The 15,213-nt window shown below is 62.3% G+C and carries 15 protein-coding genes; 10 read left to right on the forward strand and 5 right to left on the reverse strand.

What is annotated here, in order from left to right:
* The first annotated feature begins 2 nt into the window (after positions 1-2).
* The 4 genes from J8C05_RS01960 to J8C05_RS01975 all read left to right on the forward strand — a co-directional run bounded on the left by J8C05_RS01960 (position 3) and on the right by J8C05_RS01975 (position 3,257).
* Complete coding sequence (locus J8C05_RS01960; protein WP_246840719.1) at positions 3-968, forward strand: DNA-methyltransferase; 966 nt, start codon at positions 3-5, stop codon at positions 966-968.
* Positions 969-1,017: 49 nt separating this feature from the next.
* Positions 1,018-1,767: an ABC transporter ATP-binding protein gene (locus J8C05_RS01965; protein WP_211422548.1), complete on the forward strand. Its 750-nt coding sequence runs from the start codon at positions 1,018-1,020 to the stop codon at positions 1,765-1,767.
* A complete protein-coding gene (locus tag J8C05_RS01970; protein WP_211422549.1) occupies positions 1,764-2,498 on the forward strand; it encodes an FkbM family methyltransferase in 735 nt (244 codons plus the stop codon). Before J8C05_RS01965 ends, J8C05_RS01970 begins: the two co-directional genes overlap by 4 nt.
* A gap of 126 nt (positions 2,499-2,624) precedes the next feature.
* Positions 2,625-3,257: a hypothetical protein gene (locus J8C05_RS01975; RefSeq protein WP_211422550.1), complete on the forward strand. Its 633-nt coding sequence runs from the start codon at positions 2,625-2,627 to the stop codon at positions 3,255-3,257.
* Positions 3,258-3,340: 83 nt separating this feature from the next.
* On the opposite strand, the gene J8C05_RS01980 is transcribed toward J8C05_RS01975, so the two are convergent.
* From J8C05_RS01980 to hemE, 5 genes are all read right to left on the reverse strand, one after another.
* Complete coding sequence (locus J8C05_RS01980; RefSeq protein ID WP_246840720.1) at positions 3,341-4,285, reverse strand: Uma2 family endonuclease; 945 nt, start codon at positions 4,283-4,285, stop codon at positions 3,341-3,343.
* Between the two features lie 96 nt (positions 4,286-4,381).
* Entirely contained in the window at positions 4,382-5,200 is an 819-nt protein-coding gene (locus tag J8C05_RS01985; protein WP_246840721.1) for a Uma2 family endonuclease, read from the reverse strand.
* 94 nt (positions 5,201-5,294) lie between these two features.
* The gene (locus tag J8C05_RS01990; RefSeq protein WP_246840722.1) at positions 5,295-6,050 is read right to left on the reverse strand and encodes a Uma2 family endonuclease; all 756 of its coding nucleotides are present in this window, start codon (positions 6,048-6,050) and stop codon (positions 5,295-5,297) included.
* Positions 6,051-6,144: 94 nt separating this feature from the next.
* Positions 6,145-6,942, reverse strand: a complete 798-nt coding sequence (locus J8C05_RS01995) for a Uma2 family endonuclease (protein WP_246840723.1) — start codon at positions 6,940-6,942, stop codon at positions 6,145-6,147.
* Between the two features lie 146 nt (positions 6,943-7,088).
* Positions 7,089-8,117 carry a uroporphyrinogen decarboxylase gene (gene hemE / locus J8C05_RS02000; RefSeq protein WP_211422555.1) on the reverse strand — a complete coding sequence of 343 codons (1,029 nt, stop codon included), beginning with the start codon at positions 8,115-8,117 and terminating at the stop codon, positions 7,089-7,091.
* Between the two features lie 186 nt (positions 8,118-8,303).
* Here hemE and J8C05_RS02005 point away from each other — a divergent pair, with 186 nt between their 5' ends.
* From J8C05_RS02005 to mfd, 6 genes are all read left to right on the forward strand, one after another.
* Entirely contained in the window at positions 8,304-8,747 is a 444-nt protein-coding gene (locus J8C05_RS02005) for a DUF6941 family protein (RefSeq protein ID WP_211422556.1), read from the forward strand.
* 132 nt (positions 8,748-8,879) lie between these two features.
* A complete protein-coding gene (gene hslV, locus J8C05_RS02010) occupies positions 8,880-9,446 on the forward strand; it encodes an ATP-dependent protease subunit HslV (RefSeq protein ID WP_281503758.1) in 567 nt (188 codons plus the stop codon).
* Between the two features lie 33 nt (positions 9,447-9,479).
* On the forward strand, positions 9,480-10,448 hold the full coding sequence (locus tag J8C05_RS02015; protein ID WP_211422557.1) for a stage II sporulation protein M: 969 nt from the start codon (positions 9,480-9,482) through the stop codon (positions 10,446-10,448).
* A gap of 56 nt (positions 10,449-10,504) precedes the next feature.
* The gene (locus tag J8C05_RS02020; RefSeq protein WP_058868100.1) at positions 10,505-10,954 is read left to right on the forward strand and encodes a ferritin-like domain-containing protein; all 450 of its coding nucleotides are present in this window, start codon (positions 10,505-10,507) and stop codon (positions 10,952-10,954) included.
* Positions 10,944-11,504: a D-glycero-beta-D-manno-heptose 1-phosphate adenylyltransferase gene (gene rfaE2, locus J8C05_RS02025; protein WP_211423174.1), complete on the forward strand. Its 561-nt coding sequence runs from the start codon at positions 10,944-10,946 to the stop codon at positions 11,502-11,504. Before J8C05_RS02020 ends, rfaE2 begins: the two co-directional genes overlap by 11 nt.
* A complete protein-coding gene (gene mfd / locus J8C05_RS02030; protein ID WP_211422558.1) occupies positions 11,501-15,187 on the forward strand; it encodes a transcription-repair coupling factor in 3,687 nt (1,228 codons plus the stop codon). The genes rfaE2 and mfd overlap by 4 nt, the downstream gene beginning before the upstream one ends.
* Positions 15,188-15,213: the final 26 nt, after the last annotated feature.

The following is a 15,213-nucleotide window of genomic DNA, read 5'->3' on the forward strand; positions in this document are numbered from 1 at the left end:
TTTTGTTGTCATCGCTGCCGTCCGGTACGGTGGATTTGGTGTTGACCTCGCCGCCCTACTTTCGCCAGCGGGATTACGGCGGCGGCATCGGCAACGAAACCAGCCTGCAGGACTATCTGGAAGGCTTGCTGAGTATTTTGGGGCACTGTGTACGCCTGCTCAAACCGACGGGCAGCATCGTCATCAACATCGGGGACAAATATGCCCACCGGGGGTTGGCGCTGATCCCGTATCGCTTCGCCGTGGCTGCCATGGAGCGTTTTCCGGTACGCCTCGTGAATGCCATCACCTGGGTCAAGCGTAATCCCACACCACGTCATTTTCGGCGGCGGCTTGTCTCCAGCACCGAACCGTTTTTTCACTTTGTCATTTCGGATGCCTACCAGTATTTCCCGGAGAGTTTTCTGTGCCAGACAAAGCCACCCGACGCCACCCGCCGGGGAAACCGGATCGGACAGCGGTATTTTCGCCTCATCGAGGCCTCGACGCTGACTCCTGACCAGAAAGCACAGGCGCGCCTGGCGCTGGAAAATGCGATTGCCGAGGTGCGGCGCGGTGAGATTCAGGACTTCCGCATGAAAATCCGTGGCATCCATTCCGTGCCTTTTGGGGGGCGGGAAGGGGGGCGAAACATTCATCTGGAACGCGATGGCTTCACCGTCATTCGCATGCATGGTGCGCGACTCAAACGCGATGTCATTGAAACGCCGGTCGAATCGCTCAAGGGTTGTCCCCACCGGGCTGTCTTTCCAGAGGCGGTCGTAACGGAGTTCATCCGGCTGTTGACGCGCCCTGGGGATGTCGTCCTCGATCCCTTTCTTGGTTCGGGAACGACAGCGGTTGCCGCCAAGAGGCTGAACCGCCACTACCTGGGAGTGGACATCAATCCTGACTACTGCGACTATGCACGTCGGCGGTTAGCCGGCGTGGCCCTGCAGACCTCGCTGCTCGATGTGACCTTGCCGTAGCGCCCATCAAAGCGCCCCACAGAAGCCCTGTTTTGGAAAAGAGGCAACGATGTCGGTTGCACCCAACCACCACCTGCCGGCTGATGGAACGCCGCTGCTGACCGTGGAGAACCTTGGTGTGGCCTATGGGGCCATCGAGGCGCTGCACGATGTGTCGCTGACGGTGGGCAGGGGGGAAATCGTGACCCTCATCGGCGCCAACGGGGCCGGCAAAACGACGACGCTGAAAACCATCGTCGGACTGCTCAAGCCGAAGCGGGGCCGGGTTGTGTTCAATGGCGAAAGCATCACGGCACGTCCCACGCACGAGATTGTTGCACGCGGCATTGCCCTCGCCCCCGAAGGGCGGGGCATTTTCCCCGACCTGACGGTGCTCGAAAATCTCGAACTCGGCGCTTACCGCCAGCCGGACCGGAAGCAGTTTCGCCGCGACCTCGACCACGTGTGTACGCTGTTTCCGCGCGTCAGAGAGCGGCTCCGGCAGCGGGCCGGAACGCTTTCCGGGGGCGAGCAGCAGATGGTGGCCATTGGAAGGGCGCTGATGAGCCGTCCGACGCTGCTGCTTCTGGATGAGCCATCGCTGGGGCTGGCGCCACTCGTCACACAGGCGATTTTTGACGCGCTTGGGGAACTCAACCGCGAAGGTTTGACGATTCTGCTCGTCGAACAGAACGCACACCTGGCGCTGAGCTGTTCCAGTCGCGGGTATGTGCTGGAAACCGGGCGTGTCCTGCTGACCGGCAGCGCCGCCGAACTTCTGCAGGACGCCCGTGTACGGGAGGCCTATCTGGGGCAATGAAAAAGTTCATCCGACAGCTTATCGAGAAGGCCGGATACACGGTTTTCAAGACCGCGTACGCGCCCAAACAAATGGATGTCATCCTCGACATCCGGCGGCTTGTCCCGCTGTCATCGGTACAGGTCATTTTTGATGTCGGGGCCAATGTCGGCGAAACCGTTTGCTGGCTTCGGGGGGCGTTTCCACACGCTCACATCGTGGCCTTTGAGCCGGTCAAGGCTACCTTCAATGAGCTTGAGCGTCGGGTTGGCCACCTTCCGAACGTGACACTTTTGAATGTTGCTTTGGGGGAGCAGCCCAAAGTTGAAGTCATGCACCTGCAAAGGTATTCAGCGCATAACTCACTCAATCCAGCACTCAACCAGCCTTCACCAACTGGTCAATCTGAGGAAGTTCAGGTTGAGACAGCACAAAACATCGCCAAGAAGCTAGCTCTTCCGCGAATTGATTTCTTCAAGATTGATACCCAAAACTATGAGATTCCGGTTCTGGCCGGAGCGGTGGATTATCTGCCGACGACGACGTTTATTTATGCTGAAATGGGCTTTGAGAAAGCTGGAGAAGCTACTAACTTTTTTGCCTTGCATGAGTTTCTAAGCCGTCATGGTTTCGCCTTCTTTGGCCTTTACGAACTGTCTCATCATGAAGATGGACGGCTGTATTATGCCAACGCCCTGTTCATCAACCCTGCCCGACTTCGCGCGCCGGTGGGTGGCGCGGCGACGGCCTGAGTCCGATGTTTGTCGCTTGCGGGGGGGCACGTATGGCATCCTCTGCAACAGTCCATTTGCGTCAACTGATGTGGTGCATTCTGTTTCCGTGCACGCTTGCGTGCATCCTGAACCTTGGAGGTAACGATGCGAAACAACGTCCGACTGGCGTCCGTTTGGGGGCTGGCGCTGCTTGCCAGTCTGATCCTCTGGCTTCCATCCACCGGTTTGGCGCAGGCAGGTACGCCAAATGAGCCGACACTGGTGGTCTATGGTGGTCTCAACCCACCAGCGCATATTGCGCAAATCACCTACACCCATCCGCAAACCAAAGTTTCCAGCACATTCGACATCCCGCTGCTGACGACACGTGAGCACCACCGCCACGAGATCAGGCTTTCAGCCGACAGGGATTGGCTGCGTCACCTCACCGTGCACCTTCAATGGATTGAACGCCCCCAGATGGTCGAGCGTCTGGATGTGGCGTTGCTGCTGGACATACAGGGCCGGCAGGTCAAGATTCCGCTCAAGTCTGACGATGGATTTCAGACGTTCCATGTGGATGAGCGGCATTACAATGGTATGAGCAGCCCCGGACTGATGGGCGGCCGCCTGTCTTCGCCGGCAACGGCCCGGGTCGCCATTATATCCGTCGCTTTCCAGGATGGACGGCAATGGGCGCCTACGTTGGGCTACTACCAAGTGCGGCAACTGCCGGATGGCAAACGCGCCATCGAGGTTGATGATAAACAAGGGGGGGCAGAATCCCCTGAGCGATGAATTTTGCGGCTGTGCCAGGCTGTTGGAAAGCTGGCGTGAGGCCTGTCCGGGCGTAAACGACTGAACTGGAACCGGGCGGTGGCTCAACCGCCCGGTTTGTTTTCTGGCTGGTTTTGGAGCAGGCGTCGCAGCCGCTCAATCTCGGCAGCCAGAGCTGCTGCCTGTGCTTCGGCCGCTTCAGCGCGTTTTCGTTCAGCTTCCGCCTCAGCCTGGGCAGCTTCGGCACGGGTTCTTGCCGTCTCAGCTTCCGCCTGGGCGGCTTCAGCCCGCTTTCGTTCGGCCTCAGCTTCCGCTTGGGCACGTTCCGCCTCGGCTTGGGCGCGTTTGGCTTCCGCTTGGGCACGTTCTGCTTCGGCTTGGGCGCGTTCGGCTTCCGCCTGCGCAGCTTCCGCTTCCGTCGGAATCAACCGCCCCTCGGCATCATACAGCCGCAACCACCGACTCCGCGCCCCGTGATACTCGCCTTCCCACTCCCCCACCCACGCCCCAAACACCCGACTCCACAACCACCCACGCTCATCCGCCGCCAGCGCCTCGTACCCATCACGCCCCAGCACCCACCCCAGCAACTCCGGCTCTCCACCCTGTGTCGGGTCCGGCCCGTAGCAAAAATACTCCCGCGTCCGAAACACCCGCTCGTACAACGCCTTCTTCGCCCCCAAATCCACTCCCCGCGTCGAGGGCGACAGCAACTCCACAATCACGTCCGGCAACCGCCCGCCTTCCCGCCACGCCACCCAGCACGGTCGCACGTACGACCCGTTCACGTCCTTCACCACGAAAAAGTCCGGCCCCTTGTAGTCCTGCCGCTGCACCTGCTGAAGGCTGTAATAGACAAACATGTTACCACCGGCATAAAAGTCCGTCCGCCCGCGCCAAAGCTGGTGAACGCAGTCGTCAAGCAGGTTGATTTGCAGCCGATGCCAGAGATTCTCCAAGGGTATCCCGTCCTCACAGGGCAGTTCCCGGGTGAAGTCTTCCGTGAAGTCCAACGCCTGCCCCACGGCTTCCACAGGTCCAGCTTCCACAGATACGGCTTCCACGGGTGATGTCATTGGTTGTCCCTCCCGCCTGATGTCAGCGGTGCAGCCACCGGGTGAGATTGTTCCAGCCTGAAATCCACGCTAGGGCTGCGATGGTTTTTCGGGTTGACTTGATAGCAATGCCTGCACCCGTGCCAGTTCCGCCTCCAGCGCCGCCGCCCGCGCTTCAGCCGCTTCCGCGCGTCTCCGTTCAGCTTCGGCCTCGGCCCGGGCACGTTCTGCCTCCGCTTGGGCGCGTTCGGCTTCCGCCTGCGCAGCTTCCGCTGCCGTCGGAATCAACCGCCCCTCGGCATCGTACAGCCGCAACCACCGACTCCGCGCCCCGTGATACTCGCCTTCCCACTCCCCCACCCACGCCCCAAACACCCGACTCCACAACCACCCACGCTCATCCGCCGCCAGCGCCTCGTACCCATCACGCCCCAGCACCCACCCCAGCAACTCCGGCTCTCCACCCTGTGTCGGGTCCGGCCCGTAGCAAAAATACTCCCGCGTCCGAAACACCCGCTCGTACAGCGCCTTCTTCGCCCCCAAATCCACTCCCCGCGTCGAGGGCGACAGCAACTCCACAATCACGTCCGGCAACCGCCCGCCTTCCCGCCACGCCACCCAGCACGGTCGCACGTACGACCCGTCCACGTCCTTCACCACGAAAAAGTCCGGCCCCTTGTAGTCCTGCCGCTGCACCTGCTGAAGGCTGTAATAGACAAACATATTGCCCCCGGCATAAAAGTCCGTCCGCCCGCGCCAAAGCTGGTGAACGCAGTCATCGAGCAGGTTGATTTGCAGCCGATGCCAGAGATTCTCCAAGGGTATCCCGTCCTCACAGGGCAGTTCCCGGGTGAAGTCTTCCGTGAAGTCCAACGCCTGCCCCACGGCTTCCACAGGTCCAGCTTCCACAGATACGGCTTCCACGGGTGATGTCATTGGTTGTCCCTCCCGCCTGATGTCAGCGATGCAGCCACCGGGTGATTGTTCCAGCCTGAAATCCACGCTAGGGCTGCGATGGTTTTTCGGGTTGGTTCGACAACAGCGCCTGCACCCGTGCCAGTTCCGCCTCCAGCGCCGCTGCCCGCGCTTCAGCCGCTTCCGCACGTCTCCGTTCGGCTTCGGATTCCGTCGGAATCAACCGTCCCTCGGCATCGTACAGCCGCAGCCACCGACTCCGCGCCCCGTGATACTCGCCTTCCCACTCCCCCACCCACGCCCCAAACACCCGACTCCACAACCACCCACGCTCATCCGCCGCCAGCGCCTCGTACCCATCACGCCCCAGCACCCACCCCAGCAACTCCGGCTCTCCACCCTGTGTCGGGTCCGGCCCGTAGCAAAAATACTCCCGCGTCCGAAACACCTGCTCGTACAACGCCTTCTTCGCCCCCAAATCCACTCCCCGCGTCGAGGGCGACAGCAACTCCACAATCACGTCCGGCAACCGCCCGCCTTCCCGCCACGCCACCCAGCACGGTCGCACGTACGACCCGTTCACGTCCTTCACCACGAAAAAGTCCGGCCCCTTGTAGTCCTGCCGCTGCACCTGCTGAAGGCTGTAATAGACAAACATATTGCCCCCGGCATAAAAGTCCGTCCGCCCGCGCCAAAGCTGGTGAACGCAGTCGTCAAGCAGGTTGATTTGCAGCCGATGCCAGAGATTCTCCAAGGGTATCCCGTCCTCACAGGGCAGTTCCCGGGTGAAGTCTTCCGTGAAGTCCAACGCCTGCCCCACGGCTTCCACAGGTCCAGCTTCCACAGATACGGCTTCCACGGGTGATGTCATTGGTTGTCCCTCCCGCCTGATGTCAGCGATGCAGCCACCGGGTGATTGTTCCAGCCTGAAATCCACGCTAGGGCTGCGATGGTTTTTCGGGTTGGTTCGACAACAGCGCCTGCACCCGTGCCAGTTCCGCCTCCAGCGCCGCCGCCCGCGCCTCGGCCGCTTCCGCGCGTCTCCGTTCAGCTTCCGTCTCAGCTTGGGCGGCTTCGGCGCGTTTTCGTTCGGCTTCAGCTTCCGTTGGAATCAACCGCCCCTCGGCATCATACAGCCGCAGCCACCGACTCCGCGCCCCGTGATACTCGCCTTCCCACTCCCCCACCCACGCCCCAAACACCCGACTCCACAACCACCCACGCTCATCCGCCGCCAGCGCCTCGTACCCATCACGCCCCAGCACCCACCCCAGCAACTCCGGCTCTCCACCCTGTGTCGGGTCCGGCCCGTAGCAAAAATACTCCCGCGTCCGAAACACCCGCTCGTACAGCGCCTTCTTCGCCCCCAAATCCACTCCCCGCGTCGAGGGCGACAGCAACTCCACAATCACGTCCGGCAACCGCCCGCCTTCCCGCCACGCCACCCAGCACGGTCGCACGTACGACCCGTCCACGTCCTTCACCACGAAAAAGTCCGGCCCCTTGTAGTCCTGCCGCTGCACCTGCTGAAGGCTGTAATAGACAAACATATTGCCCCCGGCATAAAAGTCCGTCCGCCCGCGCCAAAGCTGGTGAACGCAGTCATCGAGCAGGTTGATTTGCAGCCGATGCCAGAGATTCTCCAAGGGTATCCCGTCCTCACAGGGCAGTTCCCGGGTGAAGTCTTCCGTGAAGTCCAACGCCTGCCCCACGGCTTCCACAGGTCCAGCTTCCACAGATACGGCTTCCACCGGTGATGTCATAACCTACCCTCCCCCACGGCAACCCGGTCCGGCCGGGCAGAACCAGGTAGGTTGCCGTGTGATCCGTCAGAAACCGCCGGTGGTTGTGAGTGCACGGCTGCGGCAATTACAAGCGGGGCTTACAATCGTCCCTGAGCTGCGGCAATAAACGTCTGGGCGTTTTCCACCGGCGTTGGCGGCAGGATACCATGCCCCAGGTTCATGATATGACCCGGCGCATCCTTGGCTTTGGCACGGATGTCTTCGACGCCACGCAGGATACCCTCGCGCGGCCCAAGCAGGCGGCAGGGATCGAGATTCCCCTGCAGCGCGACCCGTCCCTGAGTACGCCGTACCGCCTCGGCCAGGTCAGTCCGCCAGTCAATGCTGAGCACCTCGGCGCCTGAAGCGGCCATGCCTTCGAGCAGGTGGGTGCTGCCGTTGACATAGAGGATACGCGGCACAGCCGACCCGACCTGCTCAAAGACCCGCTGAATGTAGGGCAGGGCAAAGGTGGCAAAATCTTCCGGCGACAGTTCGCCCGCCCACGAGTCAAAGAGTTGCAGGGCGTCAATTCCAGCTTCAATCTGGGCTTTCAGATAGAGTGCCTGCGTGTCGGCCAGCTTTTCCATAAGCCGGTGAAAGATGGCCGGCTCGCTGTACATCAGGCTCTTGATAATGTGGTAGTTCTTCGAGCTGCCGCCTTCGATCATGTAGGCCGCAAGCGTCCACGGCGCGCCGGCAAACCCAAGCAGCGGAACGGCATCGGCAATCTCGCGCTTGAGCGTCCGAATGATGTCATAGACAAACGGCATCGTTTCGACCGGGTCCGGGACGCGCAGGGCTTCCACATCGGCGGCCGAGCGTACCGGATGCGGCATTTTGGGCCCGATTTTTTCCGTCAACTGCACCTCCAGCCCCATCGCCTCGACCGGAATGAGGATGTCGGAAAACATGATGACGGCATCCACTCCCAGAATGCGGAGTGGTTGCAGGGAAACTTCGACGGCCAGATCAACTGCTTTGCACAGGGTCAGAAACGGCAGGTCCTTGCGTACGGCGCGGTACTCCGGCAGGTAGCGTCCGGCCTGGCGCATCATCCAGACGGGCGTACGTTCAACGGGCTGGCAGCGCGCAGCGCGAACCAACAGGTCATTTTTGAGAGGCATGGGCGTGAGACTCGCAGGTGGCGAAAGAGTTGTCGCCGCGCAGGGGCGACCTTGAAGGCAATCTACATTGCCCGTCCGACGAAAGTCATTGTCGAATTGGCCCGCCCAGGCATGCTACGAATAGGGTGCTGCGCCCGAAACCGGCCGCACTGCCGACGGAAGCCATCCCAAAGGACACCCAACACCATGCCTGCGGTTGCCACCAACCACGCCAAAACCATTGAACTGATCTATCAACTCCTGTGCGACGACGTGCGGCTCGAAGTCGGCAACAAACTGAGCTTCATGGGGGTGTTCCAGGAAATTCACGTGCCGGAAGTACCCTTCGGTCTCCCACGCATAGCCGTCTGCAATCACTGGCGTGGCACCGGGGATTATCTGGCCGAAGTGCGCATTCTCTATCCGGGACGCCAGCAGGCGCTGGCCGCTTCGACACCTTCCCAACTGTCTCTGCCGGCGGCCGGCGGGTTCAACACCAACATCACCTTTTTCTTCAACCTGCACTTCACGCGACCCGGCGATTACATTGTGCAGACCCTGCTCGATTCCAACCTCTTCTGTGAAGCCATCCTGCCTGTGCGTTGTGCCAAGTCGCCAGACGATGGTTACGCCAATCCACTGCTCAACTAGCCGCCCACGTCTGTCTTTGGCGCCACGCTCCGGCCGAAACCTGTGTCGCTGGCGTCCCGTTTGCACGCAGGGTTGGGCTGTGCTACAGACCGGGACGCACCTTGTAACGCCTTATTTTTCAGGGAACATCCCGTGACCCGATCAACCAGCGCCTACTCCCCGACACGCCCCCGGATTCGCAGCACAACCGTGCTGGCCGTCCGGCGCGATGGGAAAGTCGTCATGGCGGCCGATGGGCAGGTGACCATGGGAGCCAACGTGGTCAAAGGCAACGCCCGCAAGATTCGTCGGCTGTACAATGACAAGATTCTGGCCGGATTTGCCGGCGCCACGGCCGATGCGTTTTCACTCTTTACGCGCTTCGAGGCCAAACTCGACCAGTACCACGGCCAGCTCCAGCGGGCGGCCGTCGAGCTGGCCAAGGACTGGCGCACCGACCGCATGCTGCGCCACCTGGAAGCCCTGCTCCTGGTGGCCGATGAGAAAGCCACCCTGCTGCTTTCCGGCACCGGCGACATCATCGAGCCGGATGCCGACTGCATGGCCATTGGTTCAGGTGGGCCGTACGCGGAAGCGGCAGCGCGCGCCCTGCTGCGGCACACGGACTTTCCGGCCCGGCGGGTGGCCGAAGAAGCCATGCAGATTGCCGCCCGGATATGCATCTACACCAACGACACGATTGTGTATGAAGAACTGTGACCTGACCGCTTCGGCCGGGTAACGGGGCAAGCCATGGCCCGCGAGCACGACTTCATCGAGCGCCGGCGCGCAAGCTGGCAACGGCTGGAAAGTCTCCTCTCCACAGTGCAGAAGGGCGGTCTGCATCGCCTGCAGCGGGAGGAAGTCCGGGAGTTCGGGCGGCTTTACCAGCGGGCGGCGGCCGATCTGGCCATTGCCCGGCAGGAAGTTCGTGATGCCCAGCTCGTCAACTATCTCAATCACCTGGCCGTGCGGGCGCACGGGGCGATCTACCGCACCGAAAGCGGAAGCTGGCGCAAGCTCTGGCACTTTTACCGCTACGACGCACCGGCGCTCTTCCGCGCCTACCGGGGCTACGTGCTGGCGGCCTTTCTGGTCTTTGCCGGCTTTGCCCTCGGCGGCGGTCTGTTTGTGTGCTACGACGAAGCCTTTGCGTCCGTGATCGGGCTGTCCGGTGCGCTGGAGCAAATCAAACGCGGGCAGGACTGGACGGCGAATATCAACGGTGAAAACCAGCTTGTGGCTTCGCTCATTATGACCAACAACCTGCAGGTGGCCCTGGGTGCGTTTGCCTTCGGCATCTTTGCCGGTCTGGGCACGTTCTACATTCTGGCGTTCAACGGTCTCCACATCGGCGGCATTCTGGCGCTGGCCGTGAAATACAGCTTTACGCCGCTGCTGGTCTTCGTCTGCGCCCATGGCGTTTTCGAGCTGATGGCCATTTTCATTGCCGGGGGAGCCGGTTTTCTGATGGGAGGCGCGCTGATTGCACCCGGCGACCGAACACGCGGCGAGGCGCTGCTGGAGCGCGGCATCGCCGCGATCAAGCTCCTTTCCCTGTGCTTTCCGCTGCTCGTCGTGGCCGGTCTCATCGAGGGCTTTCTCTCGCCGGCCAATGTGCCCGGCGTCTTCAAATTCTCGGTAGCCCTGCTTTGCGCGGCTTTCCTGGTCATCTATCTTGCTGTACCGGCATCGCGCCCGCTGTCCTCGGACGTGGCGTAAGTGGCTCCCCCAAGTCGCGTGGGCTGGATTGAATTATCCTGTGCAGGTTGAAAGCTATGAAACCCATTCTCGAAGACATTGATGTTGAGCAGACGACGGCGCTGCTTTCTGAAATCATGGAGTGCGAACTGGCCGGCGTCGTGTGCTACACCCACTTTGCCCTCATGGTGACCGGGCCCAACCGGATTCCCATCGTAAACTTCTTCAAGCAGCAGGCGACAGAATCGCTGTCCCACGCCCAGCAGGTGGGTGAAATCCTGACCGGACTGGAGGGGCATCCCAGCCTGCGGATTGCCGCCATCGAGGAAACCCACCGCCATAGCGTCCGCGACATTCTCGAAGAAAGCCTCGCGCACGAACGCCGCGCGCTGGACCTGTACAAAAAGCTCCTGGCGCTGGTGGCTGACCGGAGTGTGTACATCGAGGAATTTGCCCGGACGATGATTGGGCAGGAGGAGCTGCACTGCATCGAACTCAAGAAGATGCTGCGTGATTATGGTCAGTGATGGCGATGGTGGCCAACCCTTCCGTTGTCTGACGGCGGCCGTGAACAGCCTGCACCACAAGTGCTATGACCTGTCTGACCTGGTGGCCCAGCGGTCCGAGTGGCGGCGACGTGGACAACGTGTCGTCTTCACCAATGGCTGTTTTGACTTGCTGCATCCGGGTCACGTGACCTACCTGCATCAGGCGCGCGCGCTGGGTGACGTTCTCATCGTTGCCCTCAACAGCGACCGCTCCATTCGGGAACTCAAAGGTCCGGGGCGTCCCATTCTGACGGCCGCCGAACGCTGCCAGGTCATGGCGGCGCTCGCGGCTGTGGACGCCGTAACGGTTTTCGACGCGCCAACGCCGCTTTCCATCATCGAAGCACTGGCGCCGGATGTGCTTGTCAAGGGCGGCGACTGGCCCATTGAGCAGATTGTCGGCCGGGAAATCGTCGAAGCCCACGGGGGCGCTGTGTACTCCCTGCCGTTCGTCCCTGGTGTTTCCACGACGGACCTCATTGACCGCATCCTTTCGCGTCAGGCCGCCCTGGTGCGGCCCCAACCGTGAAGTCAACCGCTGCCGTGTCCACCGCGACGCCCCAACTCGTCTTGCCTGCGCCATTCAGCGACCTGGCGCGTACCCCTGAAGGCAGCGAACTCCTGCGTCAGCTTCGCCAGACACGACCGGTCAGTGTCGTCTCCGGGGTGACGGGAAGCGCCCGCGCGCTCATCCCGGCGCTGCTCCATGCCGTGACCGGGCAGCCGGTGGTGTTTGTTGTCCCGACGCCCCAGGATGGCGAGCTGCTCGAAGCCGATGTGCGCTACTTCGTCCGCCTCACGCAACGACTGGCCGCCGATTCCCCGGATGGGGTGCAGGTATTTCCGGTGGTGGAAGGCGGCCCCTACTGCGCCACGTCGCCGCATCCCGATGTCCTTGAAGCCCGCGCCCTATGTCTGAACCGGCTGCTGCAGGGCGAAAGCCGGGTCACGCTCGTTCCGGCGCGGGCGTTGGCGGAAAGACTCGCACCGCCACAGGCATTGACGGTGGGGCGGGTGACGCTTGAAGTCGGCGAAGAATATCCCCTCGATGACCTGCTCAAACTGTTGAGTGGGACCGGGTACGTGCGGCGCGAGCCGGTGATGGCCCCGGGCGAGTTCAGCCTGCGAGGGGGCATTCTGGACATTTACTCGCCGGCCCAGGACAACCCCGTACGGCTGGAGTTCTGGGGCGACACGCTGGAGTCCATCCGGGAGTTTGACATCGAAAGCCAGCGTTCCATTGCCCGCCGGACGAGTTGCCAGGTGCTTCCCCTGCGCGAGTTTGCGACCCTGCCGGAGGGGTTGCGCGCCTGGGCCGCCCGTGCCCGTGAGCACTGGGCCGAGGCACGCTTTGCCGACGAACTGCGCCCACGGCTGACACTGGCCGAGCGTGGGGAACTGTTCGACGGCTGGGAATCGCTCCTGCCGCTGGCGCATCCGCTGACCGGCAGCCTGTTTGACTACCTTGGCGCGGTGCGGTTCGTCATCGAGGAGCCGGCGGCTGTCGAGCGATCGCTGGAAAAGTATGCCCGGCAGCTCCACGACCAGTTCACGGCGGCCAACGACGCTGGTGAACTGGTGCTGGCGCCCGATTATTTCCTGCTCGATGCGGAGGCGCTGCGGACGGCACTGGCCAGGTATCCCCGGTGCGAACTGCGCGCGCTGGGCATCACGGCCGACCGCGTGGACGCCGGTTTCATGGGTGAGCTGACGCCCCGCGAACCTTCGGACAACGGCGCGGCGGCGGCCGGTGCGCCGTGGTTTCTTTTTCCGCCGCCGGAAGACGCCGCTGAACTGGCGCTCGCCACGCCGCCGATGCGCCGTTTCCACGGCCGGATGTCACAGCTCGTCACCGAACTGCGCGAACTGCGCCAGCGTGGGGTCACGACCCTCTTTGTCATGCCTTCGTCCGGGGTGGCCGAGCGGGTTCGCGACATGCTGCGCGAATATGACATCGCCGTTGGCTGTTATCCCGACCTGCTGACGCTCTGCCAGGCACTGGCTGAAACCCAGCGCGCAAGCTGCTTTGTCACGGTGGGCAGCCTGCTCAACGGCTTCCGTTTTCCGGCCGCACAACTGGCCTTTGTCGTCGAGCGGGAGCTGTTTGATGAAGCGCCGTCGGTTGAGGAAGTGCGGCTGACGCCGGCCGGCAGCCCCAAGCGCAAGGTCTCGGTGAGCAGCTTCCTCTCCGATTTCCGCGACCTCAAGGTGGGGGATTTCGTCGTCCACGTCAACCACGGCATCGGACGTTTTCTGGGCTTGCAGCAGGTGCAGGTGGACCATCGGACGCCGCCCTGCGAAGTCATGGTGCTCGAATACGCCGACCAGCAGCGGCTTTCCGTCCCGGTCGAGCGGCTCGATCTGGTGCAGAAGTTTTCCAGCGCGGAAACCAGCACGCCCCGGCTCGACAGGCTGGGTGGCAATGCGTGGGCCAAGACCAAGGCGCGGGCCAAGCGCGCCATGCGCGACATGACCGAGGAGTTGCTCCGGCTCTACGCCGAGCGGCAACTCGTGCAGGGCGCAGCCTGCGCCCCCGATACGCCGTGGCAGCAGGAATTCGAGGACGCCTTTCCCTACGAACTCACCCGCGACCAGGCCACCGCCCTGACCGACATCAAGCGCGACCTCGAATCGCCCGTGCCCATGGACCGTCTGCTCTGTGGCGATGTGGGCTTCGGCAAAACTGAAGTCGCCATGCGGGCGGCTTTCAAGGTCGTGATGGAAAACCGGCAGGTGGCCGTCCTGTCGCCAACGACTGTCCTGGCCTTTCAGCACACCAAAACCTTCCGTGAGCGGTTTGCGTCTTTTCCGGTCACGATTGAAATGGTGTCGCGTTTTCGGACGGCCAAAGAGATTGCCGATGTGCTGGCGCGCACGGCGCGTGGCGAGGTGGACATCCTCATCGGCACGCACCGGCTGCTCTCAAAGGATGTGACGTTCAAGCACCTGGGGCTGGTCATCATTGACGAAGAACAGCGGTTTGGCGTGGCGCACAAGGAAAAGCTCAAGCAGTTGCGGCGGAAGGTGGACGTGTTGACGCTTTCGGCCACGCCCATCCCGCGCACGCTCAATCTGGCGATTGCCGGGCTGCGTGATATGTCCGTCATCGAAACGCCGCCCCGCGACCGCCTGCCGATCCATACCGTCGTGGCGCAGTTTTCCGAAAATGTCGTCCGCAGCGCCATCGAGACCGAACTGGCGCGCGGCGGACAGGTGTTTTTTGTCCACAACCGGGTCGAGAGCATTTTCACCATCGCCGAGCTGATTCAGCGTCTGGCGCCAGCGGCGCGGATTGGCGTCGGACACGGGCAGATGGGTGAAAAGGAACTCGAAGCCGTCATGATGCGCTTCGTCAATCACGAACTGGATGTGCTGGTTTCGACGACCATCATCGAAAACGGCATTGACATCCCGCTGGCCAACACGATTGTCATCAACCACGCCGACCAGTATGGTCTGGCACAGCTCTATCAGTTGCGTGGCCGGGTCGGACGCTCCAACCGCCGGGCCTTTGCCTACCTGCTCATTCCGCCGGAGACGGAACTGTCCAGTGTCGCCCGCCAGCGGCTGGCGGCCATCCGGGAGTTTTCCGACCTTGGCTCAGGCTTCCGCATTGCCGCTCTTGATTTGGAGCTGCGCGGCGCAGGGAATCTGCTCGGCGGGCAGCAGTCGGGCCACCTCGACACCATCGGGTTCGATCTCTACTGCCGGTTGCTGGACGAAACCGTGCGCGAACTCCGTGGGATGCCCATCGAGGAAGACATCCAGACCGCTATCAACCTGCGGATGGACATTCGGATACCGGAGACCTACATCGCCGATGTCGGACAGCGGTTGCGCACCTACAAACGGATTTCCTCGGCGGCGGATGATGCGGCGCTGGAGGCGCTGGGGCAGGAACTCGATGACCGCTACGGCCCGCGCCCGCCGCAGGTTATCGCCCTGTTCGAGTATGCGCGGCTACGGCATCGCGCTTCGGCGCTGGGTATCTTGTCGCTGGACTGGGATGGCGGTACGCTCAGTGTCAGGTTCGCCGACAAGCCACACATTGACGTTGCCGCTCTGACCCGGCTGGTGGCGGAAGTTCCCGGGGCGCGGCTGACAGGCGGGCAGATGCTCCGGTTGCCGTTGGCCGCCGCTGAACCTGCGGACGTGTTTGCGGTCATCCACAGGTGGCTGGAACGTCTCACACCGGAAGAGACACAAGGTTAGCCGGATGGATGAGGGGACAGGGAAGA

The organism is Chloracidobacterium sp. N, from assembly GCF_018304765.1.
GTDB lineage: Bacteria > Acidobacteriota > Blastocatellia > Chloracidobacteriales > Chloracidobacteriaceae > Chloracidobacterium > Chloracidobacterium aggregatum.

Bases quoted from the DNA above. Each gene is read 5' to 3' on its own strand.
- J8C05_RS01965 (WP_211422548.1), top strand. From the start codon at position 1,018: ATGTCGGTTGCACCCAACCACCACCTGCCGGCTGATGGAACGCCGCTG.
- J8C05_RS01970 (WP_211422549.1), top strand. From the start codon at position 1,764: ATGAAAAAGTTCATCCGACAGCTTATCGAGAAGGCCGGATACACGGTT.
- J8C05_RS01975 (WP_211422550.1), top strand. From the start codon at position 2,625: ATGCGAAACAACGTCCGACTGGCGTCCGTTTGGGGGCTGGCGCTGCTT.
- hemE (WP_211422555.1), bottom strand. From the start codon at position 8,117: ATGCCTCTCAAAAATGACCTGTTGGTTCGCGCTGCGCGCTGCCAGCCC.
- J8C05_RS02005 (WP_211422556.1), top strand. From the start codon at position 8,304: ATGCCTGCGGTTGCCACCAACCACGCCAAAACCATTGAACTGATCTAT.
- J8C05_RS02015 (WP_211422557.1), top strand. From the start codon at position 9,480: ATGGCCCGCGAGCACGACTTCATCGAGCGCCGGCGCGCAAGCTGGCAA.
- J8C05_RS02020 (WP_058868100.1), top strand. From the start codon at position 10,505: ATGAAACCCATTCTCGAAGACATTGATGTTGAGCAGACGACGGCGCTG.
- rfaE2 (WP_211423174.1), top strand. From the start codon at position 10,944: ATGGTCAGTGATGGCGATGGTGGCCAACCCTTCCGTTGTCTGACGGCG.